Genomic DNA, 23,565 nt, shown 5'->3' with positions numbered 1-23,565 from the left:
CTTAATCGGCCATGTAAGCGCGGATTTGCTTCTCAATGCCTGGGCCATCAATGTCCAGGGCAGCATGCAGTTCGGCCTGTGTGCCTTGCTCAATAAAGCGATCCGGCAAGCCCAGGTTCAGAACCGGCTTGAGGACTTTCTGCTTCATCAGGAATTCGTTGACCCCGCTGCCTGCACCACCGGCGATGGCATTTTCCTCGACGGTGACCAGGACATCATGGTTAGCTGCCAGTTCAAGGATCAGGGCTTCATCCAGCGGTTTTACAAAGCGCATGTCGGCCACGGTGGCGTTGAGGTTTTCTGCCGCTTCCAGCGCGTAGCTCAGGGTGGTGCCAAAGTTCAGGATGGCAACCTTTTCCCCTTCACGGCGAATGATCCCCTTACCGATAGGCAGTGCTGTCATCTCCCGTTCCGGTGTGACGCCTGTCCCACTGCCGCGCGGATAACGTACGGCACTTGGCCCCTGATGTTGGTGGCCGGTGTACAGCATCTGGCGACATTCGTTTTCATCGCTCGGTGCCATGATCACCATGTTCGGAATGCAGCGCATAAAGCTCAGATCGAACGCGCCCTGATGGGTCTGACCATCCGCTCCCACCAGACCACCACGGTCGATAGCAAACATGACCGGCAGGTCCATGATCGCCACGTCGTGAATCAGTTGGTCATAGCCACGCTGCAGGAAAGTCGAGTAGATCGCCACAACCGGTTTATAACCGCCGATGGCCAGACCGGTTGCCAGTGTCACCGCATGTTGCTCGGCAATGGCGACATCAAAGTACTGGTCCGGAAACTCTTTCGAAAACCGTACCATGCCGGAGCCTTCACGCATGGCCGGGGTAATGGCCATCAGCTTTTCATCCAGCTCAGCCATGTCGCATAACCAGTCGCCAAACACGTTGGAGAAGGTCGGCAGGCTTTTCGCTTTTGGAATTGGCGTCTGCGTCAGGTCAAACTTCGGTACGGCATGATAGTTAATCGGATCGGCTTCGGCCGGTGCATAACCACGGCCTTTTTTGGTCATGATGTGCAGGAACTGCGGTCCTTTCAGGTTACGCATGTTCCGCAGGGTCTTGACCAGTTCTTCGACGTCATGGCCGTCAATCGGGCCAATATAGTTAAAGCCCAGCTCTTCGAACATGGTACCCGGGACCACCATGCCTTTCAGGTGTTCTTCGGCACGCTTGACCATCTCTTTGAGCGGTGGCGCACCGGACAGCACTTTCTTTCCACCTTCGCGGATGGTGGTGTAGAGGTTACCTGACAGCAGGCGAGCCAGATGGTTGTTCAAGGCACCTACGTTTTCTGAAATCGACATTTCGTTGTCGTTCAGAATCACCAGCATATCCGGGTGAATATCCCCGGCGTGGTTCATCGCTTCGAATGCCATCCCGGCGGTAATCGCACCGTCGCCGATAACACTCACGACTTTACGTCCCTGACCTTCTTTGGCAGCGGCAATCGCCATTCCCAGACCGGCACTGATCGACGTTGAAGAGTGGCCGACGGACAGTACGTCATACTCACTTTCTTCGCGCCACGGGAACGGATGCAGGCCGCCTTTCTGGCGGATGGTCGGCATCTGATCTCGGCGACCGGTCAGAATCTTGTGCGGGTAGGCTTGGTGGCCGACATCCCAGATCAGGTGATCAAACGGGGTGTTGTACACATAGTGCAGAGCCACGGTCAGTTCGACCGCACCCAGCCCTGAGGCAAAATGGCCACTGCTGCGACTGACAGAATTCAGCAGGTATGTACGCAGCTCATCGCAGACGGCGGGCAGGCTTTCTGCCGGCAGCAGGCGAAGTTCATCTGGGGTATTGGCCAGAGCCAGATGAGGGTATTTTGAAATATCCAGTGTCATATCATTCGCGCTTATTTTAGTTATTGCGCTCGATGACGTATCGGGCAAAAACTTCTAGTTGGTCTGTATTGTAGGGTATCGCGTCCAGCGCGTGTAGCGCCTGTTCATACAGCTGATGCGCTTTTGCCTTGGCGCCATCCAACCCGAGAAGAGCAGGATAGGTACTTTTGTCTAGCTCGATATCAGAGCCCTGCGGCTTGCCGAGGGTGGCGGTATCGCTAATGACGTCAAGAATATCGTCTTGCACTTGAAAGGCCAACCCAATTGCGTCGGCATACTGGTTCAGCTGAGGGAGTACGGCACGCCCTTTTTCACCGGCTGCCAGCGCGCCCATGCGGATCGCACAGCGGATCAGGGCTCCGGTTTTATGGCGGTGGATGGTTTCTAGTTGTTCAAGGCCGACATGCTTGCCTTCGGCTTCCAGATCCAGCGCCTGACCCAGACACATGCCTTGTGAGCCAGAGGCTTTCGCCAGCTCCTGAATCATTGCGACACGGTTCGTTTCCCCATCGGCGCTGAGTGGGCCGGAGGACAGAATGTCGAACGCCAGAGTCTGCAGGGCATCACCGGCCAAAATGGCGGTCGCTTCATCGAAAGCGATATGGCAGGTCGGCTGGCCGCGACGCAGGTTATCGTCATCCATGGCTGGTAAATCGTCGTGGATCAACGAATAGGCATGAATGCATTCAACTGCTGCGGCTGGGGTATCAAGGTCCGTCGTCTGGGCACCCAGCATTTCACCGGTGACATACGTCAGGAACGGGCGAGCTCGTTTGCCACCCAGCAGGGTGCCGTGCTTCATCGCCTTGATCAGAGAGTGTTCAGCATAAGGTTGTGCGTCAATCCATTGGCCGAGCTGCTGAATATTTCGCTCTTGGTAAAACTGCAGGGATTGCGCCAGTGAAAGCTTGTTATTCATGGCTTGCATCAAAGTTGGTCAGGGGAGTCTGGTCATCGGCTTGCAGCAGAATTTCTACGCGTTGTTCTGCCTGAGTCAGCTTCTGCTGGCTGGTACGGGCAAGCGCAATGCCGCGTTCAAATTTCTTCAGCGCATCTTCCAGCGCGATATCACCGGATTCGAGCTCCTGAACAATTGCGTCCAGTTCATCCAGTGCGGCTTCGAAAGCCATATTTTCTGGTTTTTTGGCTGCCATAATGGTGTCGTTTCTTTTTAAGTGCTCGAAAAATAACGTAGAGCTTTATCCGGGTCAAATTATCGCACAGTAAACTGTGTGACAGACAGTAATTTTCACCTTTTCCCAAGAAAAGCTAAATCAAAGTGCCATCATGCCGATATATACCCACAAACAGTGTGATATAGCGATGCCAAAAATCGTGAACGGCAGGCGTTCCGTCAGTCACCGAACTATGAAACCGAGCAGTGGCTGGCTACAATAGGCCACGTTAACTCGCGAGCAAATGAAAGAATTGGAGATTCTCAAGTGGATTTGGCGACCCTAATCGGATTAGTCGGCTCTTTTGCCTTTGTCATCATGGCGATGGTGCTCGGGGGCAGTTTCGGGATGTTTGTGGATACCCAGTCCATCCTGATCGTATTTTGTGGTTCGTTATTTGTTGCATTGATGCAGTACAGCATCGGGCAGTTCTTCGGTGCCGCTAAAATTGCCGCCAAAGCCTTCATGTTTAAAACCGACAACCCGGAAGATTTGATCGCGAAAATCGTCGAGATGGCGGATGCTGCGCGTAAGGGCGGTTTTCTGGCGCTGGAAGAGATGGACGTGGAAAACACTTTCCTGCGGAAAGGGATCGACTTGCTGGTTGACGGCCATGATGCCGACGTGGTGCGGGCAACGCTACAAAAAGACATTGCGCTGACCAATGAGCGTCATGAACAGGGCATCAGCATTTTCAAGGCTCTGGGGGATGTTGCCCCGGCGATGGGGATGATCGGCACCCTGATTGGTCTGGTGGCGATGCTGTCAAACATGGATGACCCGAAAGCTATCGGTCCGGCCATGGCCGTAGCCTTGCTGACAACCCTGTACGGTGCCATTCTGGCCAACATGGTAATGCTACCGATTGCCGCCAAGCTTGCGCTGCGCAAAGATGAGGAAAAACTCAACCGCCGTCTGATCCTCGATGGGGTGCTGGCGATTCAGGATGGTCAGAACCCGCGGGTGATTGACGGTTACCTGAAAAACTACCTCAACGAGAAGAAGCGTTCCATTAATGCGGATGAGTAAGGGGAGCGAGCGTGGAAGAAGAACATAAGTGTCCCCCGCCTGGGTTGCCGCAGTGGATGGGAACCTTTGCTGACCTGATGTCGCTGCTGATGTGTTTTTTTGTACTGTTGTTGTCATTTTCTGAAATGGATGTGCTGAAATTCAAGCAGATTGCCGGTTCCATGAAGTTTGCTTTCGGGGTACAGAACATGCTTGAAGTCAAAGACATCCCAAAAGGGACCAGTGTGATTGCCCAGGAGTTTCGTCCCGGTCGTCCGGAGCCCACGCCGATTGAAGTGATCATGCAGCAGACCATCGACATGACCCAGCGTACCCTGGATTTTCATGAAGGGGAGTCGGATCGGGCCGGTGGCACTCAGCGTGAAGCCGGCAAGTTAACCGGTGGCCACAGTGCAGACGTTGCCGCAAAAGATGAGCAGAGTAGCGAAGATCCTTCATCGGAAGCGCAAGAGCAACTGATGGAGGTACTTCAGCAGGCGCTGGATCGGGAAATTGAGGAAGGCGCAATCGAAGTGGAAAACCTGGGGCAGCAGGTCGTGATCCGGATTAAGGAAAAAGGTGCGTTCCCTGAAGGTTCTGCTTTCCTGCAACCTAAATTCCGTCCGCTGGTTCGGCAAGTTGCGGATTTAGTGAAAGACATTCCCGGCGATGTGCGGGTGACCGGCCACACCGACAATGTAAAACTGGATTCTGAGCTGTATCGCTCGAATTGGGATCTGTCTGCCCAGCGCGCGGTGTCTGTGGCGCAAGAGATGGAAAAAGTGGAGGGCTTCGACCACAGGCGCCTGCGAGTTGTCGGCCTGGCTGATACTCAACCGCTGAACGGCAACCGCACGGAAGAAGAGCGTAAGGCCAACCGCCGGGTTGAAATTTCTATCATGCAGGGGAAACCGCATTTTACCGATGAAATTTCCTCGCAAGACGCAGCTGGCAAGGCGCAGGCACAGCCCTGACGGGTAACGATTTTCCTGTTGTTTGTACGACAGGAACGCCGCGTCAACTACTCTCAGCCGCCCGGAATTGACCGGGCGGCTTTTTTCTTGGTGCGTTTCACCGACAGCAGGAAAATGGCGGATTATCTACGCGGCCAGAAAATGTGCCTACACTATAGGTAATTGCATCAGGAGGTAATTGCACCTGGTTAAATACAACGTCCTGTTTTCAGCCACTGCCTGCATGCGGTATAATCCGCGCCTTTGATCCTTTTGGTTTTGTTTGGCCCAGTGTAGCGAAGCGTGTTATGAAATTTATTGTTAAACCCCATCCGGAGATTTTCGTAAAGAGTGAGTCTGTACGAAAACGCTTTACAAAGATCCTGGAATGTAACATTCGCATTATCCTTCAGCGTCTGTCCGACTCCATGGCGGTGTACAACCGTCGTAGTCACATTGAAGTATCCTCGAAGGATGACAGCTTGCGTGATCAGGTGCTGGCCGTGCTGACCCAGACGCCGGGTATTCACCACGTACTGGAAGTCAAACAGACTGAGTTTACTGACCTGCACGATATTTACGAGCAGACACTGGAACACGTCCGTGACCAGTTGGAAGGCAAAACGTTCTGTGTCCGTGCGAAACGAATCGGTAAGCACGACTTTACCTCGATTGAGCTGGAGCGTTATGTCGGTGGCGGTCTGAATCAGGCGGTGGCGTCGGCTTCAGTGAAATTGAAAGATCCTGACATCACTGTGCGTGTGGAAGTGGATCACGACAAACTGAACCAGATTCTGGCGCGCCACAAAGGTCTGGGCGGTTTCCCTCTGGGAACGCAGGAAGATGTTCTGAGCCTGATTTCCGGTGGCTTTGACTCAGGCGTGTCCAGCTATCTGCACATTAAGCGCGGCAGTAAAGTGCACTACTGTTTCTTCAACCTGGGTGGTCCGGCGCACGAAATTGGTGTCAAGCAGGTCTCCAACTTCCTGTGGAAGAAATACGGCTCGTCTGCGAAAGTGCGGTTCATCGCTATTGATTTCGAACCGGTCGTTGCTGAAATCCTGGAAAACATTGCTGACGGCCAGATGGGCGTTGTGCTCAAGCGTATGTTCATGCGTGCGGCCGGTATGGTAGCTGAACGTTTCGGCATTCAAGCGCTGGTGACTGGTGAAGCGCTGGGTCAGGTATCCAGCCAGACCCTGACCAACCTGCGTCACATTGATGGCGTAACGGATACGCTGATTTTGCGACCGCTGATCAACTGGGACAAAGAAGACATCATCAATGTGGCGCGTGATATTGGCACCGAAGATTTCGCCAAGACGATGCCTGAATTCTGTGGTGTGATTTCTAAGAGTCCGACGGTAAAAGCGGTTAAAGAGAAGCTGGAAGCAGAAGAAGCCAAATTTGACTTCACTATTCTTGAGCGTGTGGTATCAGAGGCTCGAGTGATGGACATTCGTGATATCGAAAAAGAAAGCCAGGAAAAAGCGCCGGAAATCGAGTTGGTTGCTCAGATTGATGATGGCGCGATAGTGCTGGATATCCGCAGCCCGGACGAAGAAGACGAAAACCCGCTGGAGCTGGATAACGTAGAGGTGAAGCACCTGCCGTTCTACAAACTGGCTACGCAGTTCGGCGATCTGCCGCAAGATAAAACGTATCTGCTGTACTGTGACCGTGGTGTGATGAGCCGTCTTCAGGCGCTGTACCTGAAAGAAAATGGCTTCGAAAACGTCAAGGTTTACCGCCCGTAATCAGGCGATTCAAAGGCAAGGTGCTGAGAACGGTTCAGATTCAAATACCGCCCGCCCAGATCTTCAAAGTCTGGTGTTGTAACTACTGGTGTTGTAACTAAAAGGGCTGGAACTGAGAATCGCTGAACTGAACAGCATGACATAGAAAACGGGAGCCCAAGGGCTCCCGTTTTTTATTGGCTTGCCGTAAAGACTTTCGTCAATCCTATCGCCAACACTTTTGCAATGGCAGACGCACAGGCAGAAGGGCAGGATGTCGCAGGTTCATTACCGGACACAGAGACTCACGATGAGGTCGACTCGTTTTTCGGCATCACGTCATAATTCATGTGCGGCCACATGACCATCGGCTCGGCGACTTCAGCGGCTTTCCGTTTGCCGGCCAGCCGGGTAATGATCTCCAGTGCAAATTCCTGTGAGGTCCCCGGTCCCTGGCTGGTCAGCAGGTTATTGTTCACATCAAAAGTGACCCGTCTGGAGCGGCGGCGCGAGGCCGGGATGGTATCCAGAAAAGCCGGGTGCGAGGTCATCAGGGCATTAGGATAGACCTGATGGTGCTCAAGAAAGACAGCCGGCGTGGCACAAATGGCGGCGACCAGCTTGCCGTCATACTTGTGCTGTCGCACGAACTCCAGCAGCAACGGGCTGTCACGGAAATACTCGGCGCCACCAAGGCCGCCCGGCAGGACGACACAGTCAAACGGCTCATCGGCAATTTGGACCAGGGGGACGTCGGCGACCAGCTTGATACCGCGCGAGCCTTCCATCATCAGCGCGCCGTCTGAGTCAACGCTGGCGGTTGTCACATCAAATCCCGCCCGGATCAGAATATCGATGGCGTTGATGGCTTCCATCTCTTCGGTGCCGGGGGCGATACAGACAGCGACCCGGATCGGACGTGGCTGGGAGTGGTCATTGGTCATGGTCGTGTTGCTCCAATCGTTTTATGTGTTGCCACAGGCCAAGGTTGGTCGGTACGGCCAGTTGGTGCGCCTGTGCGCGTCGAACAAGATACCCGGTAATATAGTCGATTTCTGTCGGCCTGTGGTGGTGAATATCCCGGTTCATCGATGAGTAATTGGCCGCGGTTGCCAGAATGACATTCTCGACCTGCTGGCGCAGGGTGTTGGCACTGGTCGGATACCCTTCGGCGTTCATTACCGCCGCCACTTCCTGGCAGATGCTGTCCAGTGCTCCGGAAAATTGTGGTGCCGCCAGTTCACCGTTACGACACTGATGCATTGCGGTCAGCGGGTTGATCGCGCAATTGATCGCGAGCTTTTGCCAGAGGGGGACAAAAATATCATCATGCCACTGACAGGGAGCCAGCGCATTATCCAGTACCGCGGCCAGCTCAGCATGGCATTTCCCGGCGTCATTGACCGCACCGATCCAGCTTTGCCCCCTGCCGGTATGCTGAAGAGGTGAATCGCCCTGTGATTGTTCCTGAGAATGGCCCGGTCGGAAAGCGGCCTGTGAGGTTGTTGCATAAAGCACCGGCTGCTGAGGGCGGTTTTCTTCTACCAAGCGGCGAAGCACAAGGCTGTGTGTGCCCATGCCGTTGTGCATAATAATCACTGGCGTGGTCGGGGAAAGATGCGGCAGTATGCTGTCCAGCGCTGCTTCGACCTGAAAAGCTTTGACGGTAATCAGCACCATGTCTGCCTGGCTGAGCGCGTTGGGATTGTTGGCATCTATTCGAATACGGCGGCTGCAGGCTGGCTCCAGCGCGGTGTAGTCTATATCGAGGAAAGGTTCAGAGCGGCGCGTCCAGAACTGAACTGAATGGTTCGGTTCAAGTTGGCATCCCCACAGTTGGCCAATGGCACCTGCGCCTACAAGGGTAATTTTCACCTGCTGTCCTTGCTATCGATGATCATCCCGGAAGGTGATCGGGTTGAGAGAAAGCAGGATCATAACATGGTTCCAGCATCGCTGGCGCCCATTCCATTAGGGCTTGCCGAGAGGTGAAGCCGCCGCCCGAAGGCGGCGGAACTTCAGAACTTGTAGGTGACGGAGAAGTAGTGGCTGGGGCCGGTGGACTCGAGTGCATCGGAGTCATCAATCAGGTAAACGTCATAGAACAGTTTCAGACCATAGCCGACAGAATAACGGTCAGAGTGCCAGTACAAGCCATTAAACATGGTGCCGCCATGGTTGGCCTGATGATTGCCTTTGAACGTACTGTCTGCCCCAAACTGGTAGTCAATGTACCCTTGGTAGGCGACAAAGCTGCCGTTGGAAAAGGTATAGAAAGGTTTGAACCAGTTGGTCGAAAACTGATACCCGTTCCAGTCTTTAGCGTTGATATCGTAAAGGGCGTAGAGGTTCATCCCTACTTTGCCAAACCAAGGCACCTGCACATCTGAGCCGATCCCCCAGAAGGAGTTGTTGACGCCCTGAAAACCGGTGCGATCGTAGCCGCCATCCCAGTTAAAAAGAGTTGCCAGATAGAGTTCCTGAACCGGGCCAAAAGAAAGGTCTTTTCCGGTCATGGCATCCAGCGACAGGCGGGGGCTGAATTTCATGAACATTTTGGGGCGGCCGTTTTTGTCGCTGCCGTCGTGTTCCGTGAGGTTGAAAACGTCAATGTAGCCATACAGGTCAAAAATCCCTGAGCGGCCACCAAATTCCATCTCAAGATAGTCGTGCCCGCTGTGATCGCTGTCGTTGCGGGGATACTCCTCAAGCGCGTACATCAGGTTGAATTGAAACCACTTATAATCATTTTTATGGATATCATCAGAGTAGTCAGCAGCAAGGCTATGACCGCTGAACAATGCTGCTGATCCCAGTGCCAAGTGAGTTAAATATTTATGCATGATGGTATCTCGCTAGCCTAAGTGCCATTGCTTATTCACTTTCACCACCACCTGAGATCGCTAAAAAGGTACAGATTATTGACCACTGCTTTTATGGTGAAAGGTTTGTGTGACGGGCAAACGGGTCTACGGCTTGTAATGCTGCACGACTGGTATTACTGCACTGCTTTTACCGCTGCATTGGGGGGAGCATGATTTGCCTCATCATATTAAGGCTAGGAGAATTTCTTAACTTTGGGAGACGAGTCTTAGGTAAAAGGTGATGTCGAGCAATGCGACAGGCAAGACTATCAAAGAAAAGTGAGAAAAATGAATAAATTGCATGCTCATGTCTCGGAAAAAATTCTTCTCTTAAGATTGAGATAATGAGGAAAAAGTGGGGATGTTTGTGGCCAAAAGACAAAAAAGCACCCGAAGGTGCTTTTTTTGTTCATTCAATTCAGACGACAAGATTAGAACTTGTAAGTAACGCTGAAGTAGTGGCCTGCGCCGGTCGACTTGAAGTCGTTTGAATCTTTAATGCCGTAAATATCTTTGTACAGCTTCAGGCCGTAACCTACCGCGTAACGGTCAGAATGCCAGTAGATACCGTTGAACATTGCGCCGCCGTTACTTGCGGTTGCGTACTCATCTTTCATACCAAATTGGTAATCGATGTAACCCTGGTAGGAAATGAAGCTGCCGTTGTCAAAGAAGTAGAATGGTTTGAACCAGTTGGTAGAAATCTGGTAACCGTTCCAGTCTTTTTTGTTTGAGTCGTAAGTAGCGTACAGGTTCAGGCCAACTTTACCGAACCATGGCAGGTTTACATCAGAACCCAGACCGACTTTTTGTGAGTTTGTTGTTTCACCTGGAAGGCATACTGTTCTGTCTTCGTTGCAGTTAGTTGCACCGCCACCGCCCCATTCCATCAGCGTCGCCAGGTACAGTTCCTGAACTGGTCCGAAAGACAGGTCTTTACCCGTTACTGCGTCCAGAGAGATACGAGGCGCAAATTTCATGAAAATTTTGTCCGCACCTGCTTTGTCGCTGTCAGGATCGCTGGTCAGGTTGAACACATCAACGTAACCGTACAGGTCGAAAATACCAGAGCGGCCGCCAAATTCCATTTCCAGGTAATCGTGGCTAGATTCACCTGGTAGCTCATCAACTGTATACATCAGGTTGAATTGAGCCCAGCTGTAATCGTTTTTGTGGATGTCGTCAGAATAATCTGCGGCGTTAACAACAGCTGGCAGGGCAGTTGCAGCCAGCACGCTCAGTGCTACTAGTGATTTACGCATGGGTGAACTCTCGCTAATTGTGTCTCTGAAATCCGGACTTTTTTGTTGTCCGTGTTTTGTTGGCGGTGATTCTATTGCTTTGCGTCACTGTTGTGAATGTAACGATTGCGCAATCCTTTGCTAGTTGTGATCTTGATCGGGTGTAATCGATTTCAAATTCGGTAAAGGGTGATCTTATGCCGGTTTTTAGTGTGATTTTCCGCTGATTTTCTGAACTAAGTGTGAATTGGCTCCTCTAAGCCGCTCCACTTAGAGGAGGAATTTGTGGAATAACAGAGGGAGTGAGAAAAGGAGGCCATACTGCTCAACAGAATACCTCCACAAAACGGTGCGACGAGACGCGAGCAGTGTTAGCTAGCTCTGCTCGGTGAGCGGATGGCTCAGTTTACCGACCCGTGAAATCAGCAGCAGTACCGGTAAGCCAATCAAAGCGGTGGTGAAGAAAAAGGTGTTGTATCCGAACATGTCTACATACATGCCGGAAAAGCCGGCAATGAATTTCGGGAACAGCAGCATGATGGAACTAAACAGCGCATACTGAGTGGCTGAGAAAGCCACATTGGTCAGGCTCGACATGAAAGTGATAAATGCCGCGGTTGCGATACCGGCACTCAGGTTGTCGAGCGAGATAACCAGTGTCAGCATTGGCAGGCTGTTGCCAATGTAGGTGAACAACATAAACGCAAGGTTCGTCACCGCCGACAGAATCGCGCCGAGCGCCAGAATCCGCAGGGTCGAATAGCGACTGACCAGAATACCGCCGAGCCCGGCTCCGGCGAGCGTCATGATGACCCCGTAAATTTTAGACACAGAGGCAACTTCGGTTTTGGTAAAGCCCATATCCACATAAAACGCATTGGCCATGACACCCATGACCACATCAGAAATTCGGTAACAGCCAATCAAAACCAGTAGCAGCAGGGCTTGTTTGCCGTAACGGTCAAAAAAGTCTTTGAACGGCATTACAGCGGCGGTATAGAACCAGGCCAGTAAACGAGCCTGCCAGCGGGACAGCCCTTTCTCTAGCAACTTTTGGCGATGGGCGCGCTCGGCATTATCAATCGCGGAACTGTCAATGTTTGGTTCATGGATACACAACGCGGTAATCAGGCCAATGAGCATCAGGCCGGCCATGATGAAATAGGCCGACTGCCAGCCCACCGGGTCATACTCGCTATTGGAGCCAAACCAGGCGGCCAGAGCCAGGGCACCAGCACCGGCCATGATCATCGCGAGACGGTATCCGGTCATGTAAGCGGCGGCCAGCGCCGCCTGCAGCCGTTCGGTGGCCATCTCGATGCGGTAGGCATCGATCACGATATCCTGTGAGGCCGACGAAAAGGCAACAATGACAGCAAAAATGGCTAGCTGCATCAGGTCAGCCTGTGGGTTGCTGACTGCCATCCCGAGCAAAGAGAGAACGATCATCAGCTGAGAAAAGATCATCCAGCCACGGCGGCGTCCCAACAGCGATGACAGAACGGGAATCGGGAAGCGGTCGATCAGGGGAGACCAGATCCATTTAAAGCCGTAGGCCAGCGCCACCCAGCTGAAAAAGCCTATATCGGTCCGGCTGACCTCAGCCTCGCGTAACCAGAAAGAGAGTGTACCAAAGACCAGCAGGAGCGGCAGGCCGGACGAGAATCCCAGCGCCAGCATGATGAGCACTTTGCGGTTAAGGTAGACGCGCCACCCTATATTTTTGCTGTTGTCGATTGATTGCTCCATGTACCCCTCAGTTCTGTAAACACGTCGACATCCGCTGATTATACGGTCAATTGGGGGAAGACTTCAGTTAATAGATGGTAAAAACAGGAGAGAAACGGGCATAAAAGCGTTGATGTAAGGCGGTAGACTAGGGGCGTATGCCCTGCATTTTGTCCTGACGCTCAGTCAGTCCGAGCAGGTATTGTGCTGCGCACGAGACTTTGAACTGCATGAAGTTATTTCCAAGTAATTCATGTTCTTCCAGTGATTCCAGCAGATGAACCAGATACCAGTAGGTAGACTCGTAGCCATCTTTGGGCGTGCCGGATGGGACTGACAGTTTCCACCAGTCATGCAGGTGTTCGGTGACGGTTTTTTTCATCGACTCGTAGCTCACCTCGCCACTGATGGTTCCCAGCGCGCACAGCGCAATGGCGGGAGCATAATCGTCGATATGCTGACTGATTTGTTCGGTCGGTAGCTCGGGACGGGAGGAGACAATCTTGAGCATGGCAGTCACCTGATCATAGGGCAATGATCAGGTGACATTGCCTATGTCTATTTATTAAGAATTTTTACAGCTGTAATAACTATAGGCTGCTGGGGCACATCTTTCATACCCTTGGAGCGAACGGTATGGGTAGGAATTTCAGCCATTTTTTCAATAACTGAGAACCCCTTCACAACTTTGCCAAATACCGCGTAACCGGGACGGTTACCACGGGCGTTCAGGAAGCGATTATCACTGTAATTAATGTAGAACTGGCGCGTTGCCGAGTCTGGTGCCTGGGTGCGGGCCATGGCAATGGTGGCGCGGTCATTACTCAGACCATTACCTGATTCGTTCTGAATCGGGGCGTAGGTCGGATGCATCGCCAGTTCTTTATCAAAGCCGCCGCCCTGTGCCATAAAACCGGGTATCACACGGTGAAAAACGGTGCCGACATAGCTGCCGTCTTCCACATAACGCAGAAAGTTCTGGCTGGTGACCGGGGCTTTTTCCTCGTTAAGCTCCACCACGAACTCGCCCTGGCTGGTGCTGAACTGGACCTGGGTAGCCGCACTGACCGGTAACGCCAGTGCCAGCAGCAGGGCAAACAGACTGCGGGACATTACAGGTTCTCCTGCAGGTAAGTATTCAGCTCCGGATCCGCGTAGATGTCTTTCAGCACGGCGCCGATCAGGTTATTCATGGCTTCTTCCATTTTCTCCACCGATGCGCTCATCGCTCCGCTGCGTGCTGATTTGCCGGAGTAGCGCTTCACAAATTTGCCCTTCGGCGACTCAACAACCAGCTGGATTTGCAGCTTGCTGCTCAGATCATGGCTCATCATGCCGTCTTTTACGTTCACCATGGCTTCCAGAATATCCAGACGCAGCTTGCTCTGGCTCTGATTGTCAATGGTGTAACCCTGCGCACCGAACTGGCGGGTCAGGGCATCTTGCATGACCAGACGCAGGTTTTGTTTGGCGTGCAGCGGCTGCACACTCTTCTCGCCATTGTCGACAACGGCCACAAATTGCGCCGGACGCAGGTCGCGGCTGTCAACAGCCAGTGCTTTTCCTTTGACAACCGGTTGCGATGCCAGGACTGGCTCTGGGTTAATGTTCAGCTGAGGTTCTGTTGGCGCTGAGCAAGCCGTGAGTGCCATGATAGAGGCCGCAAGAAGCAGTTTTTTCATTGTATTTTCCTTAATCTCTCGGGATGGCTGCCGTTCGCAGGCACCCGCAAAAAGTAAAGTGTAGAAATTATTGTTATTTGACTGACTGATAAATCACAAATTTATTATTTTGCGCCACGACACTGACGTTGCCGAACAGGCGCTTCAGTTTTTCACCGTAGCCCAGGTGGCGGTTACCAATCACGATCAGCGCCCCTTGGTTTCGCAGGGTATGACGGGCATCGCGGAACATCTGCCAGGCAATGTGATCGGTGATCGTATTCTGCTGGTGGAACGGTGGATTACACAGTACCAGATCGGCACTGTCAGCCGGAAAATCGTCCAGACAGTTATTTACTTTCGCGATCAGTTGCGCGGGATTATCCAGATTACGGTCTGCATTCTCCCGGCACGACGCCACTGCCATATAGCTTTCATCAATACAGGTGACCGTTGCCTGCGGATTTAGCTGAGCGGCCTTGATCCCAATTACGCCGTTTCCACAGCCAAGATCAATAATATCCTTGTAGACAGGGTTTGCCGGAATATGTTCCAGCAGCAGGCGTGCGCCGATATCGAGGCTGTCCCCAGAGAAAACATTGGCATGGTTGGTCAGGGTGAGGTTGTGCTCCGGCACGTCCCATGTCAGGGGAGGCGGAAGCGGTGCCGCCTGACTCACATCGGGCTGGCAAAAAATCAGACGAGCCTTTTTCACCGCCAGAGACGTTTTGGTCTCGCCCAGGTGTTTTTCAAAAAGCTTCAGGGTCGAGGTGTGAATCTCTTTGGCTTTGGCTGCCGCGATCACGATGCAGTCAGCTGGCAGATGCTGGCACAGTTGCTGCAGCTGCCAGACCAGCAGGCGATTGCTTTTGGGTAGTTTGAGCAGAACCAACTGCGGGTTCGCCGGCAAGTCAGCCAAGCAGTCTGTAACGGTCACGGAGGGTAGCTGGTTGTCTGCCAGGTTAGCCTCGGTAGCCAGCTTGGCAATGTGGGAGTCCGTCATGGAGCAGACTGGGCTCTGTGCGGCAAACCAACAGGTCAGTGCGCCAAAGCTGTCGTTCATGATCAGAACAGGGCGCGCCGGATCCAGCGTAATGTCGCTCTCCGTGATATGGTTGATGAGGTATTCATCTGCCGCATCCCATGCCTGCAGGGTCTCTTTATTCCTTACCGGGTAGCGCTGTAAGGTCAGCGTCCGTCCGTGTAGGGTCAGCTCTGGTTTCATTAATGATTACTTTACGGTATGTTTACGCACAAACCGGTATTCTCGCAAAACCTGCCGGTACTGCAAACCAATTTTATGATTCAAGAATTCAGGCCAACCGCTCTGTCAGGATGGCAATGCCGTTGATGCCACAGGAGAGGGTAAGAGATGATTAAGGAACGGATTGAAGAGAAGCTGCATAACGCTTTTTCCCCGCTTCACCTGGAAGTGGTCAACGAAAGCTACATGCACAATGTGCCCGCAGGTTCGGAAAGCCACTTTAAAGTGGTTGTGGTCAGCGAACAGTTTGAAGGGATGCGCCTGATTGGCCGTCATCGCGCCATTAACAGCACGCTGGCAGATGAGCTGGCCAATGATATTCACGCACTGGCGATTCACACGTACACCCAGAGTGAATGGCAAAATCTGTTCGATGGGGCGCCTGCATCGCCGGCTTGCCGAGGCGGTTCCAAACTCGGCTAATATTCAAAAAGTCATTAAATTCATATCTGTTTGATATAGAATGGCTTATCTGTTTAAAACGAAAAAACCGCCGTCAGCGGTTTTTTTTTGAGCTGATTTTTAGAGGTTCGCGGCATTAATTGTCGTTCAATATGCATACAATCTCGTAAATTGCCTGCCCAAGCAGACTGGTAACACAAAAGGGTAGGTAAATGTGATGCATGATGTTAGCAGAAGCCGCAGTTATTAACATTTCGACAAGTTTGAAACAACTCGGGAAGCGGCATATTTCCCGTCTGTTGAAAGTGTTTTGAATTTGTTGTTGGTTTATTAACTGGCTGATGCGGGTGAAAAAATCATGATAAATTTTAGGGTTTCTCACTTTTGTGCGTCAGCTCAAATTAATCGTCAAATAACCATATTGCGTTTAAAGAGTTAGCCGATTTTCAGTCCGATTAGCGAGGTTTGGCATAGTAAATTCTACTGATTTAATGCTAAAATCCCGGCCTTGAAATTACTCGCGACAAAAAGTGTGACGAGTAAGTAAATAGGATGTTGCGGCGCTGGCGGAGGATAGAGCCAGCATCGGACGAAGGAAAGTCGTGTCTAATTGCGCAATGAAAAGTTTTTTTTCCCGTTAATGTAGTGCAAGTGCGTATGATTACAATAAAGAAGGGTCTGGATATCCCAATTTCAGGGACTCCTACCCAGGCGATAAATGATGGCAAGGCCATCTCTCGTGTCGCCTTGCTTGGCGAAGAATATGTTGGTATGCGTCCTACAATGCATATCCGCGTAGGGGATGTAGTGAAGAAAGGCCAGGTTCTTTTTGAGGACAAAAAGAATCTTGGTGTTAAATTCACTGCACCAGCCAGCGGCAAGGTTGCAGAAATCAATCGTGGTGCAAAGCGTGTTCTACAGTCTGTTGTTATTGACGTAGAAGGCGACGAGCAAGTTACGTTCAACAGCTACGAAGCAGGTCAACTGGCTCAGCTAGAGCGTTCAGTTGTTGTTGAGCAGCTGGTTGAGTCTGGTATGTGGACAGCGCTGCGTACGCGTCCATTCAGCAAGATCCCTGCGATCGACGCTGAAACTCAGGCGATCTTCGTAACTGCCATCGATACTAACCCTCTAGCGGCTAATCCAGAAGTCATTATCAACGAACAAAGCGATGCGTTCGTAGCCGGTCTGACTGTGCTGTCTCGTCTGACGAGCGGTAAAGTACTGGTTTGTAAATCTGGTGCCAGCCTTCCTCGTGCTAAAGAAGCCAATGTTGAAGAACACGTGTTCAACGGTCCGCACCCTGCTGGCCTGGTGGGTACGCATATTCACATGCTTTTTGGCGCTGACATGCAAAACATGGCATGGCACATCAACTACCAGGACGTTATCGCATTCGGTAACCTGTTCCTGACTGGTGAGCTATTTACTGACCGCGTTGTATCGCTGGCAGGCCCTGTTGTGAACTCTCCACGTCTGGTTCGTACTCAGCTGGGTGCTTCTATCGAGCAACTGACTGACTCTGAGCTGATGCCTGGTGAAGTTCGTGTGCTGTCTGGCTCTGTGCTGAACGGTCTGCACGCAGCTGGCCCTCACGCGTACCTGGGTCGTTACCACCTGCAGGTTTCTGCACTTCGCGAAGGTCGTGAAAAAGAACTATTTGGCTGGATTGTTCCAGGCAAAAACAAATTCTCTGTCACTCGCGCTTTCCTGAGTCAGTTCTTCCCTGGTCAGCTGTTCAACATGACCACCTCAACCAACGGTTCTGAGCGTTCTATGGTGCCAATCGGCAACTACGAGCGTGTAATGCCGCTTGATATTGAGCCGACACTGCTTCTGCGTGACCTGTGTGCAGGTGACTCGGATAGTGCTCAGCAGCTGGGTGCACTGGAACTGGATGAAGAAGATCTGGCACTGTGTACTTTTGTATGCCCAGGTAAGTATGAGTTCGGCCCACTGTTGCGTGAGTGCCTGAACAAGATTGAGAAGGAAGGGTAATTCATGAGCCTCAAGAATTTCCTCGAGCAAATTGAACACCACTTTGAGCCGGGTGGTAAGCACGAGAAGTGGTTTGCACTGTACGAAGCAGTTGCCACACTTTTGTATACGCCTGGCCAAGTGACACGCACCAGTGCGCACGTACGTGACAGCATTGACCTGAAGCGTATCATGATCATGGTGTGGTTTGCGGTATTCCCAGCCATGTTCTGGGGTATGTACAACGTGGGTGATCAGGCGATTGTTGCCCTGAACCACATGTACGCCGGTGAGCAACTGGCAGCTATCGTGGCAGGTGACTGGCACTACTGGCTGACTCAGATGCTGGGCGGTACGATGTCTGCAGACGCGGGTTGGGGTAGCAAAATGCTACTGGGTGCAACCTACTTCCTGCCTATCTACGCAACAGTATTCCTGGTAGGTGGCTTCTGGGAAGTCCTGTTCTGTATGATCCGCAAGCACGAAGTTAACGAAGGTTTCTTTGTTACTTCTATTCTGTTTGCTCTGATCGTTCCACCAACACTGCCTCTGTGGCAAGCGGCACTGGGTATTACCTTCGGTGTTGTTGTTGCTAAAGAAATCTTTGGTGGTACTGGTCGTAACTTCCTGAACCCTGCTCTGGCAGGTCGTGCATTCCTGTTCTTCGCATACCCAGCTCAGATCTCTGGTGATCTGGTGTGGACTGCGGCAGACGGCTTCTCTGGTGCAACGGCGCTGAGCCAGTGGGCACAAGGCGGTCAGGCTGGCGTGATCAACACAGTAACTGGCGAAGCGATCAGCTGGATGGATGCATTCATCGGTCGTATCCCTGGTTCAATTGGTGAAGTTTCAACGTTGTTCATCATTCTTGGTGGTTCAATGATCGTGTTTATGGGCATTGCTTCATGGCGCATCATTGCCGGTACCATGATTGGTATGATCGCGACGGCGACGCTATTCAACATCATCGGTTCTGACACTAACGCAATGTTCAGCATGCCATGGCACTGGCACCTGGTTCTGGGTGGTTTTGCATTCGGTATGATGTTCATGGCCACTGACCCAGTGTCTGCTGCCTTTACTAACAAAGGTAAGTGGTGGTACGGCGCACTGATCGGTGTAATGGCTGTTTTGGTTCGTGTGGTAAACCCTGCGTACCCAGAGGGCATGATGCTGGCAATTCTGTTTGCTAACCTATTCGCTCCTCTATTTGACAACCTAGTAGTTCAGGGCAACATCAAGCGGAGACTAGCTCGTCATGTCAAGTAATAACGATAGCATTAAAAAAACGCTGATTGTTGTTATCGCGCTGAGCCTGGTGTGCTCTATCGTGGTATCAGCAGCTGCGGTTGCTCTGCGTCCTATGCAGCAAAAAAATGCTGTTCTTGACGTTCAGCGCAACATCCTGTCTGTTGCCGGTCTTCTGCAAGATGGCACAAACATTAGCGAAGCATACCAGCAGTTCATCGAACCTAAGCTGGTTAACCTGGAAACTGGTGAGTTTGTTGCTCAGTCTGAAGACGGTGTTTCTCCAGCAGACTACAAACAGCGTGATGCAGCGAAAGATCCTGCACAATCAATTCGTCTGGGTGCAGACGATGACAAAGCGAAGATCATTCGTCGCGCAAACATCGCGAAAATCTACCTGGTGAAAGATGCGAACGACGGCATCAGCAAAGTGATCCTGCCTGTTCATGGTAACGGTCTGTGGTCAATGATGTACGCGTTTATCGCTGTTGAAACTGACGGTAATACTATTGCCGGTATCACTTACTATGAACAGGGTGAAACTCCTGGACTGGGTGGTGAGGTTGAGAACCCGAATTGGCGTGATCAGTTCGTTGGCAAGAAATTGTTTGACGACAAATTAAACCCTGCTATCCGCATCGTAAAAGGCGGCGCTCCTGAAGGTAGCGAGCACGGTGTCGATGCGCTGTCCGGTGCAACACTGACCAGTAATGGTGTGCAGCACACATTCGATTTTTGGTTGGGTAACATGGGCTTTGGTCCGTTCCTGGCGAAGATTCGTGAGGGAGGCCTGAACAATGGCTGATACTAAAGAAATGAAAAAGGTTCTGTTTGGGCCGTTTATTGATAACAACCCAATCGCTCTGCAGATCCTTGGTGTTTGTTCTGCCCTGGCAGTAACCACCAAACTGGAAACAGCGTTCGTAATGACGCTGGCAGTAACGTTTGTTACCGCGTTTTCTAACTTTTTCGTATCGCTGATCCGTAACCACATTCCTAACAGTGTGCGTATCATTGCTCAAATGGCAATCATCGCTTCTCTGGTAATCGTGGTAGACCAGATTCTGAAAGCATTTGTTTACGATATCTCTAAACAGCTTTCAGTATTCGTTGGTCTGATCATTACTAACTGTATTGTAATGGGTCGTGCAGAAGCATACGCGATGAAATCAGCACCTCTGCCATCTCTGCTGGATGGTATTGGTAACGGTCTGGGCTACGGCTTCGTACTGATTACTGTTGGTTTCTTCCGTGAACTGCTGGGTTCAGGCAAGCTGTTCGGTGTTCAGATTCTGCCTCTGATTTCAGAAGGTGGCTGGTACCAGCCTAACGGTATTATGCTACTGGCACCATCTGCTTTCTTCCTGATTGGTTTCCTGATCTGGACTATCCGTACCTTCCGTCCAGAACAAGTAGAAGCGAAGGAGTAAGGGGAACATGGAACATTATCTAAGCCTGCTGGTTCGTTCGATTTTCATCGAGAACATGGCGCTGTCATTCTTCTTGGGTATGTGTACCTTCCTGGCGGTATCCAAGAAAGTTAAGACCTCTTTCGGTCTGGGTGTTGCAGTAACGGTTGTACTGACCATTTCTGTACCGGTAAACAACCTTGTTTACAACCTGCTGCTGAAAGACGGTGCTCTGGTTCAAGGCGTTGATCTCAGCTTCCTGAACTTCATCACCTTTATCGGTGTTATCGCGGCATTGGTACAGATTCTGGAAATGATTCTGGACCGTTTCTTCCCGCCGCTATATAACGCGCTGGGTATCTTCCTGCCGCTGATCACCGTTAACTGTGCGATCTTCGGTGGTGTATCGTTCATGGTACAGCGTGATTATAACTTTGCTGAATCTGTGGTTTACGGCTTCGGTTCTGGTATCGGTTGGATGCTGGCAATCGTTGCGCTTGCGGGTATCCGCGAGAAGATGAAGTACTCTGATGTACCTGCTGGTCTGCGTGGCCTAGGCATCACCTTCATCTCTGTCGGCCTTATGGCGTTGGGCTTCATGTCCTTCTCCGGTGTTCAGCTGTAATCAGGATAAAAAGGAATAATTAATGGATATTATTCTTGGCGTAGTTATGTTCACCCTGATTATCCTGGCTCTGGTTCTAGTGATTCTGTTCGCTAAATCCAAGCTGGTACCATCAGGTGACATTACTATCTCAGTAAATGGCGACCCGGAAAAAGCGATTACAACCGCTGCGGGTGGCAAGCTGCTAGGTGTTCTAGCAGGTAACGGTATCTTCGTATCATCTGCTTGTGGTGGTGGTGGTTCATGTGGTCAGTGCCGCGTGAAAATCAAATCAGGTGGTGGTGACATTCTGCCAACTGAGCTTGACCACATCTCTAAAGGTGAAGCCCGTGAAGGTGAGCGTCTGGCCTGTCAGGTTAACGTGAAATCTGACATGGACATCGAGCTGCCAGAAGAAATCTTCGGCGTTAAGAAGTGGGAATGTACAGTTATCTCTAACGATAACAAAGCGACATTCATCAAAGAGCTTAAGCTGCAAATCCCGGATGGCGAGTCTGTACCTTTCCGTGCAGGTGGTTACATCCAGATTGAAGCGCCAGCTCACCATGTGAAATACGCAGACTACGATATTCCAGAAGAATACCGTGGCGACTGGGACAAATTTAATCTGTTCCGTTACGAGTCTAAAGTGGATGAGCCAATCATCCGTGCTTACTCGATGGCGAACTACCCAGAAGAGTTCGGCATTATCATGCTGAACGTGCGTATCGCAACGCCGCCGCCAAATAACCCAGACGTACCACCAGGTCAGATGTCATCTTACATCTGGTCACTGAAAGAAGGTGATAAGTGTACGATTTCTGGTCCATTCGGTGAGTTCTTTGCCAAAGATACTGACGCAGAGATGGTCTTCATCGGTGGTGGTGCGGGTATGGCGCCAATGCGTTCACATATCTTCGACCAGCTGAAGCGTCTGCACTCTACGCGTAAGATGTCTTTCTGGTACGGTGCCCGTTCTAAGCGTGAAATGTTCTACGTTGAAGATTTCGACATGCTGCAGTCTGAAAACGAAAACTTCGTATGGCACTGTGCACTGTCTGATCCTCAGCCTGAGGACAACTGGGATGGTTACACTGGCTTCATTCACAACGTGCTGTATGAACACTACCTGCGTGATCATGATGCACCAGAAGATTGTGAATACTACATGTGTGGTCCACCAATGATGAACGCTGCTGTAATCGGCATGCTAAAAGATCTTGGTGTTGAAGACGAAAACATCCTACTGGATGACTTCGGTGGCTAATTAGCCGCAACCCGGAAAAACTGGCTGACCCTGATGAAGGGTCAGCCTTTTTTCGTCATGCCCCCGGGTGATGACAATTTTTCTGTGGTTATTCTGTTGGTGTAAGTACCCGCTAACAGTGATTCTCTTTGGAGTTGTTGATGAAGATGTCCCTGAACAAAGCATTCTGGATGCTTGTGTTTGTATTTACCCTGTCGGCCTGTGGCGATCAGCGAGAGCTGGTTCAGTTTCAGGGCTCAACAATGGGAACTTATTACTCTATTAAGTTGATTAAGCAGGAAGGCTTACCGGCTGCAACGGACATGCAGGCTGAGATTGATCGTCGTCTGGAGTTGGTGAACGATCAGATGTCGACTTACCGTAAGCATTCCGAGCTCAGTCAATTTAACCAATCGCGTTCTACTGAGCCGTTTACGGTTTCAGCAGACACGGCAAAAGTGGTTAAGGAAGCGATTCGGCTGTCTAAGCTGACTGATGGTGCGCTGGATGTAACTGTCGGGCCAATCGTTAACCTGTGGAGCTTCGGCCCGGAAGCGCGTCCGGAGAAAACCCCAACCGCGGATGAGCTAGAAGTCCGTCGTGAGATTGTCGGCATTGAACACCTGAGTGTTGAAGGCAATGCCCTGCGAAAAGCAATCCCTGAGTTGTACGTTGACCTGTCTTCTATCGCCAAAGGGTTTGGCGTGGATGTGATTGCCGATTACTTTGATGATCTGAATATTGCTGATTACCTGGTTGAAGTGGGTGGTGAGCTGCGCCTGAAAGGTAAAAATCAGGAAGGTGTAGCATGGCGTATTGCTATCGAGAAACCGACTGAAGATGGCAGCCGCGCGATTCAGGAAGTGATTGAACCGGGTGATATGGCTGTGGCAACATCTGGTGATTACCGGAATTATTTTGAAGAGAACGGTGTCCGTTACTCTCATCTGATTGATCCGAATACAGGTCATCCGATTGATAACCACGTGGTATCGGTCACTGTGCTGGATGAGTCCTGCATGACGGCTGATGCCCTGGCTACGGCGTTTTCCGTAATGGGTGAGGAAAAAGCACTGGCGCTGGCGAACCAGGAAGGCCTGCCGGTTCTCCTGATTGTTAAAACCGAGCAGGGCTTCACGGAATTTGCTTCCGATGCATTTGCTCCCTACATGAAACAGAAGTAGA

General features: G+C 51.4%; 23 protein-coding genes. 11 read left to right on the top strand and 12 right to left on the bottom strand.

The annotated features are described in order from the left end of the window. Nucleotide 1 precedes the first annotated feature (1 nt). Genes dxs through xseB form a run of 3 tightly spaced genes read right to left on the bottom strand, consistent with a single transcriptional unit; the run spans nt 2 to nt 3,018 of the window. Nucleotides 2–1,864: a 1-deoxy-D-xylulose-5-phosphate synthase gene (dxs, locus tag C9I92_RS04465; RefSeq protein ID WP_047883930.1), complete on the bottom strand. Its 1,863-nt coding sequence runs from the start codon at nt 1,862–1,864 to the stop codon at nt 2–4. 16 nt (nt 1,865–1,880) lie between these two features. Beyond that, nucleotides 1,881–2,783 (bottom strand): (2E,6E)-farnesyl diphosphate synthase, encoded by a 903-nt coding sequence (gene ispA / locus C9I92_RS04460; protein WP_047883929.1) that lies wholly within the window; start codon nt 2,781–2,783, stop codon nt 1,881–1,883. Next, on the bottom strand, nt 2,776–3,018 hold the full coding sequence (gene xseB, locus C9I92_RS04455) for an exodeoxyribonuclease VII small subunit (RefSeq protein WP_047883928.1): 243 nt from the start codon (nt 3,016–3,018) through the stop codon (nt 2,776–2,778). The genes ispA and xseB overlap by 8 nt, the downstream gene beginning before the upstream one ends. 288 nt (nt 3,019–3,306) lie before the next feature. Here xseB and pomA point away from each other — a divergent pair, with 288 nt between their 5' ends. The 3 genes from pomA to thiI all read left to right on the top strand — a co-directional run bounded on the left by pomA (nt 3,307) and on the right by thiI (nt 6,757). After that, nucleotides 3,307–4,068: a flagellar motor protein PomA gene (pomA, locus tag C9I92_RS04450; RefSeq protein WP_047883927.1), complete on the top strand. Its 762-nt coding sequence runs from the start codon at nt 3,307–3,309 to the stop codon at nt 4,066–4,068. Between the two features lie 56 nt (nt 4,069–4,124). Continuing rightward, a complete protein-coding gene (locus C9I92_RS04445) occupies nt 4,125–5,021 on the top strand; it encodes a flagellar motor protein MotB (protein ID WP_047883926.1) in 897 nt (298 codons plus the stop codon). Nucleotides 5,022–5,308: 287 nt separating this feature from the next. Further along, entirely contained in the window at nt 5,309–6,757 is a 1,449-nt protein-coding gene (gene thiI / locus C9I92_RS04440) for a tRNA uracil 4-sulfurtransferase ThiI (protein WP_047883925.1), read from the top strand. 284 nt (nt 6,758–7,041) lie between these two features. Here the strand turns inward: thiI and C9I92_RS04435 are convergent, their stop codons facing one another. The 9 genes from C9I92_RS04435 to C9I92_RS04395 form a co-directional block, all read right to left on the bottom strand. Then, nucleotides 7,042–7,680, bottom strand: coding sequence for a DJ-1 family glyoxalase III (locus tag C9I92_RS04435; RefSeq protein WP_047883924.1), 639 nt, complete (start codon nt 7,678–7,680; stop codon nt 7,042–7,044). After that, nucleotides 7,670–8,611, bottom strand: a complete 942-nt coding sequence (panE, locus tag C9I92_RS04430) for a 2-dehydropantoate 2-reductase (protein ID WP_047883923.1) — start codon at nt 8,609–8,611, stop codon at nt 7,670–7,672. Before panE ends, C9I92_RS04435 begins: the two co-directional genes overlap by 11 nt. Before the next feature lie 143 nt (nt 8,612–8,754). Next, nucleotides 8,755–9,579, bottom strand: coding sequence for a nucleoside-specific channel-forming Tsx family protein (locus tag C9I92_RS04425; protein WP_047883922.1), 825 nt, complete (start codon nt 9,577–9,579; stop codon nt 8,755–8,757). Nucleotides 9,580–10,031: 452 nt separating this feature from the next. Then, nucleotides 10,032–10,862 carry a nucleoside-specific channel-forming Tsx family protein gene (locus C9I92_RS04420; protein WP_047883921.1) on the bottom strand — a complete coding sequence of 277 codons (831 nt, stop codon included), beginning with the start codon at nt 10,860–10,862 and terminating at the stop codon, nt 10,032–10,034. Nucleotides 10,863–11,216: 354 nt separating this feature from the next. After that, complete coding sequence (locus C9I92_RS04415; protein ID WP_047883920.1) at nt 11,217–12,590, bottom strand: AmpG family muropeptide MFS transporter; 1,374 nt, start codon at nt 12,588–12,590, stop codon at nt 11,217–11,219. Between the two features lie 127 nt (nt 12,591–12,717). Then, a complete protein-coding gene (locus tag C9I92_RS04410; RefSeq protein ID WP_047883919.1) occupies nt 12,718–13,080 on the bottom strand; it encodes a hypothetical protein in 363 nt (120 codons plus the stop codon). Nucleotides 13,081–13,127: 47 nt separating this feature from the next. Then, a complete protein-coding gene (locus C9I92_RS04405; protein ID WP_047883918.1) occupies nt 13,128–13,682 on the bottom strand; it encodes a peptidylprolyl isomerase in 555 nt (184 codons plus the stop codon). Then, nucleotides 13,682–14,251 carry a YajG family lipoprotein gene (locus C9I92_RS04400; RefSeq protein ID WP_047883917.1) on the bottom strand — a complete coding sequence of 190 codons (570 nt, stop codon included), beginning with the start codon at nt 14,249–14,251 and terminating at the stop codon, nt 13,682–13,684. The genes C9I92_RS04405 and C9I92_RS04400 overlap by 1 nt, the downstream gene beginning before the upstream one ends. 73 nt (nt 14,252–14,324) lie before the next feature. Next, nucleotides 14,325–15,455, bottom strand: coding sequence for a methyltransferase (locus C9I92_RS04395; protein WP_047883916.1), 1,131 nt, complete (start codon nt 15,453–15,455; stop codon nt 14,325–14,327). A gap of 147 nt (nt 15,456–15,602) precedes the next feature. On the opposite strand from C9I92_RS04395, the gene bolA reads away from it, so the two are divergent. From bolA to C9I92_RS04355, 8 genes are all read left to right on the top strand, one after another. Beyond that, nucleotides 15,603–15,917 carry a transcriptional regulator BolA gene (gene bolA / locus C9I92_RS04390; protein ID WP_047883915.1) on the top strand — a complete coding sequence of 105 codons (315 nt, stop codon included), beginning with the start codon at nt 15,603–15,605 and terminating at the stop codon, nt 15,915–15,917. 636 nt (nt 15,918–16,553) lie between these two features. After that, the gene (locus C9I92_RS04385; RefSeq protein ID WP_047883993.1) at nt 16,554–17,894 is read left to right on the top strand and encodes a Na(+)-translocating NADH-quinone reductase subunit A; all 1,341 of its coding nucleotides are present in this window, start codon (nt 16,554–16,556) and stop codon (nt 17,892–17,894) included. Between the two features lie 3 nt (nt 17,895–17,897). Next, nucleotides 17,898–19,142 (top strand): NADH:ubiquinone reductase (Na(+)-transporting) subunit B, encoded by a 1,245-nt coding sequence (locus C9I92_RS04380; RefSeq protein ID WP_047883914.1) that lies wholly within the window; start codon nt 17,898–17,900, stop codon nt 19,140–19,142. Next, nucleotides 19,132–19,926 carry a Na(+)-translocating NADH-quinone reductase subunit C gene (locus C9I92_RS04375; protein ID WP_047883913.1) on the top strand — a complete coding sequence of 265 codons (795 nt, stop codon included), beginning with the start codon at nt 19,132–19,134 and terminating at the stop codon, nt 19,924–19,926. Before C9I92_RS04380 ends, C9I92_RS04375 begins: the two co-directional genes overlap by 11 nt. Further along, nucleotides 19,919–20,551, top strand: a complete 633-nt coding sequence (locus tag C9I92_RS04370) for an NADH:ubiquinone reductase (Na(+)-transporting) subunit D (protein ID WP_047883912.1) — start codon at nt 19,919–19,921, stop codon at nt 20,549–20,551. The genes C9I92_RS04375 and C9I92_RS04370 overlap by 8 nt, the downstream gene beginning before the upstream one ends. Before the next feature lie 7 nt (nt 20,552–20,558). Continuing rightward, complete coding sequence (nqrE, locus tag C9I92_RS04365; protein ID WP_047883911.1) at nt 20,559–21,155, top strand: NADH:ubiquinone reductase (Na(+)-transporting) subunit E; 597 nt, start codon at nt 20,559–20,561, stop codon at nt 21,153–21,155. A 22-nt stretch (nt 21,156–21,177) separates the two neighbouring features. After that, nucleotides 21,178–22,401 (top strand): NADH:ubiquinone reductase (Na(+)-transporting) subunit F, encoded by a 1,224-nt coding sequence (gene nqrF / locus C9I92_RS04360; RefSeq protein WP_047883910.1) that lies wholly within the window; start codon nt 21,178–21,180, stop codon nt 22,399–22,401. Between the two features lie 140 nt (nt 22,402–22,541). Continuing rightward, nucleotides 22,542–23,564 carry an FAD:protein FMN transferase gene (locus C9I92_RS04355; protein WP_047883909.1) on the top strand — a complete coding sequence of 341 codons (1,023 nt, stop codon included), beginning with the start codon at nt 22,542–22,544 and terminating at the stop codon, nt 23,562–23,564. Nucleotide 23,565 lies beyond the last annotated feature (1 nt).

Source organism: Photobacterium ganghwense, assembly GCF_003025595.1.
Taxonomy (GTDB): Bacteria; Pseudomonadota; Gammaproteobacteria; order Enterobacterales; family Vibrionaceae; genus Photobacterium; species Photobacterium ganghwense.
The sequence above is the reverse complement of the archived record's forward strand: the minus strand, read 5'-3'. Positions and strand labels throughout refer to the sequence as shown.

Bases quoted from the DNA above. Each gene is read 5' to 3' on its own strand.
- C9I92_RS04420 (WP_047883921.1), bottom strand. From the start codon at position 10,862: ATGCGTAAATCACTAGTAGCACTGAGCGTGCTGGCTGCAACTGCCCTG.
- nqrF (WP_047883910.1), top strand. From the start codon at position 21,178: ATGGATATTATTCTTGGCGTAGTTATGTTCACCCTGATTATCCTGGCT.
- C9I92_RS04400 (WP_047883917.1), bottom strand. From the start codon at position 14,251: ATGAAAAAACTGCTTCTTGCGGCCTCTATCATGGCACTCACGGCTTGC.
- bolA (WP_047883915.1), top strand. From the start codon at position 15,603: ATGATTAAGGAACGGATTGAAGAGAAGCTGCATAACGCTTTTTCCCCG.
- C9I92_RS04435 (WP_047883924.1), bottom strand. From the start codon at position 7,680: ATGACCAATGACCACTCCCAGCCACGTCCGATCCGGGTCGCTGTCTGT.
- C9I92_RS04445 (WP_047883926.1), top strand. From the start codon at position 4,125: ATGGGAACCTTTGCTGACCTGATGTCGCTGCTGATGTGTTTTTTTGTA.
- C9I92_RS04385 (WP_047883993.1), top strand. From the start codon at position 16,554: ATGATTACAATAAAGAAGGGTCTGGATATCCCAATTTCAGGGACTCCT.
- ispA (WP_047883929.1), bottom strand. From the start codon at position 2,783: ATGAATAACAAGCTTTCACTGGCGCAATCCCTGCAGTTTTACCAAGAG.
- C9I92_RS04415 (WP_047883920.1), bottom strand. From the start codon at position 12,590: ATGGAGCAATCAATCGACAACAGCAAAAATATAGGGTGGCGCGTCTAC.
- thiI (WP_047883925.1), top strand. From the start codon at position 5,309: ATGAAATTTATTGTTAAACCCCATCCGGAGATTTTCGTAAAGAGTGAG.
- C9I92_RS04425 (WP_047883922.1), bottom strand. From the start codon at position 9,579: ATGCATAAATATTTAACTCACTTGGCACTGGGATCAGCAGCATTGTTC.
- C9I92_RS04405 (WP_047883918.1), bottom strand. From the start codon at position 13,682: ATGTCCCGCAGTCTGTTTGCCCTGCTGCTGGCACTGGCGTTACCGGTC.
- xseB (WP_047883928.1), bottom strand. From the start codon at position 3,018: ATGGCAGCCAAAAAACCAGAAAATATGGCTTTCGAAGCCGCACTGGAT.
- C9I92_RS04375 (WP_047883913.1), top strand. From the start codon at position 19,132: ATGTCAAGTAATAACGATAGCATTAAAAAAACGCTGATTGTTGTTATC.
- C9I92_RS04370 (WP_047883912.1), top strand. From the start codon at position 19,919: ATGGCTGATACTAAAGAAATGAAAAAGGTTCTGTTTGGGCCGTTTATT.
- C9I92_RS04395 (WP_047883916.1), bottom strand. From the start codon at position 15,455: ATGAAACCAGAGCTGACCCTACACGGACGGACGCTGACCTTACAGCGC.
- C9I92_RS04410 (WP_047883919.1), bottom strand. From the start codon at position 13,080: ATGCTCAAGATTGTCTCCTCCCGTCCCGAGCTACCGACCGAACAAATC.
- nqrE (WP_047883911.1), top strand. From the start codon at position 20,559: ATGGAACATTATCTAAGCCTGCTGGTTCGTTCGATTTTCATCGAGAAC.
- dxs (WP_047883930.1), bottom strand. From the start codon at position 1,864: ATGACACTGGATATTTCAAAATACCCTCATCTGGCTCTGGCCAATACC.
- C9I92_RS04355 (WP_047883909.1), top strand. From the start codon at position 22,542: ATGAAGATGTCCCTGAACAAAGCATTCTGGATGCTTGTGTTTGTATTT.
- C9I92_RS04380 (WP_047883914.1), top strand. From the start codon at position 17,898: ATGAGCCTCAAGAATTTCCTCGAGCAAATTGAACACCACTTTGAGCCG.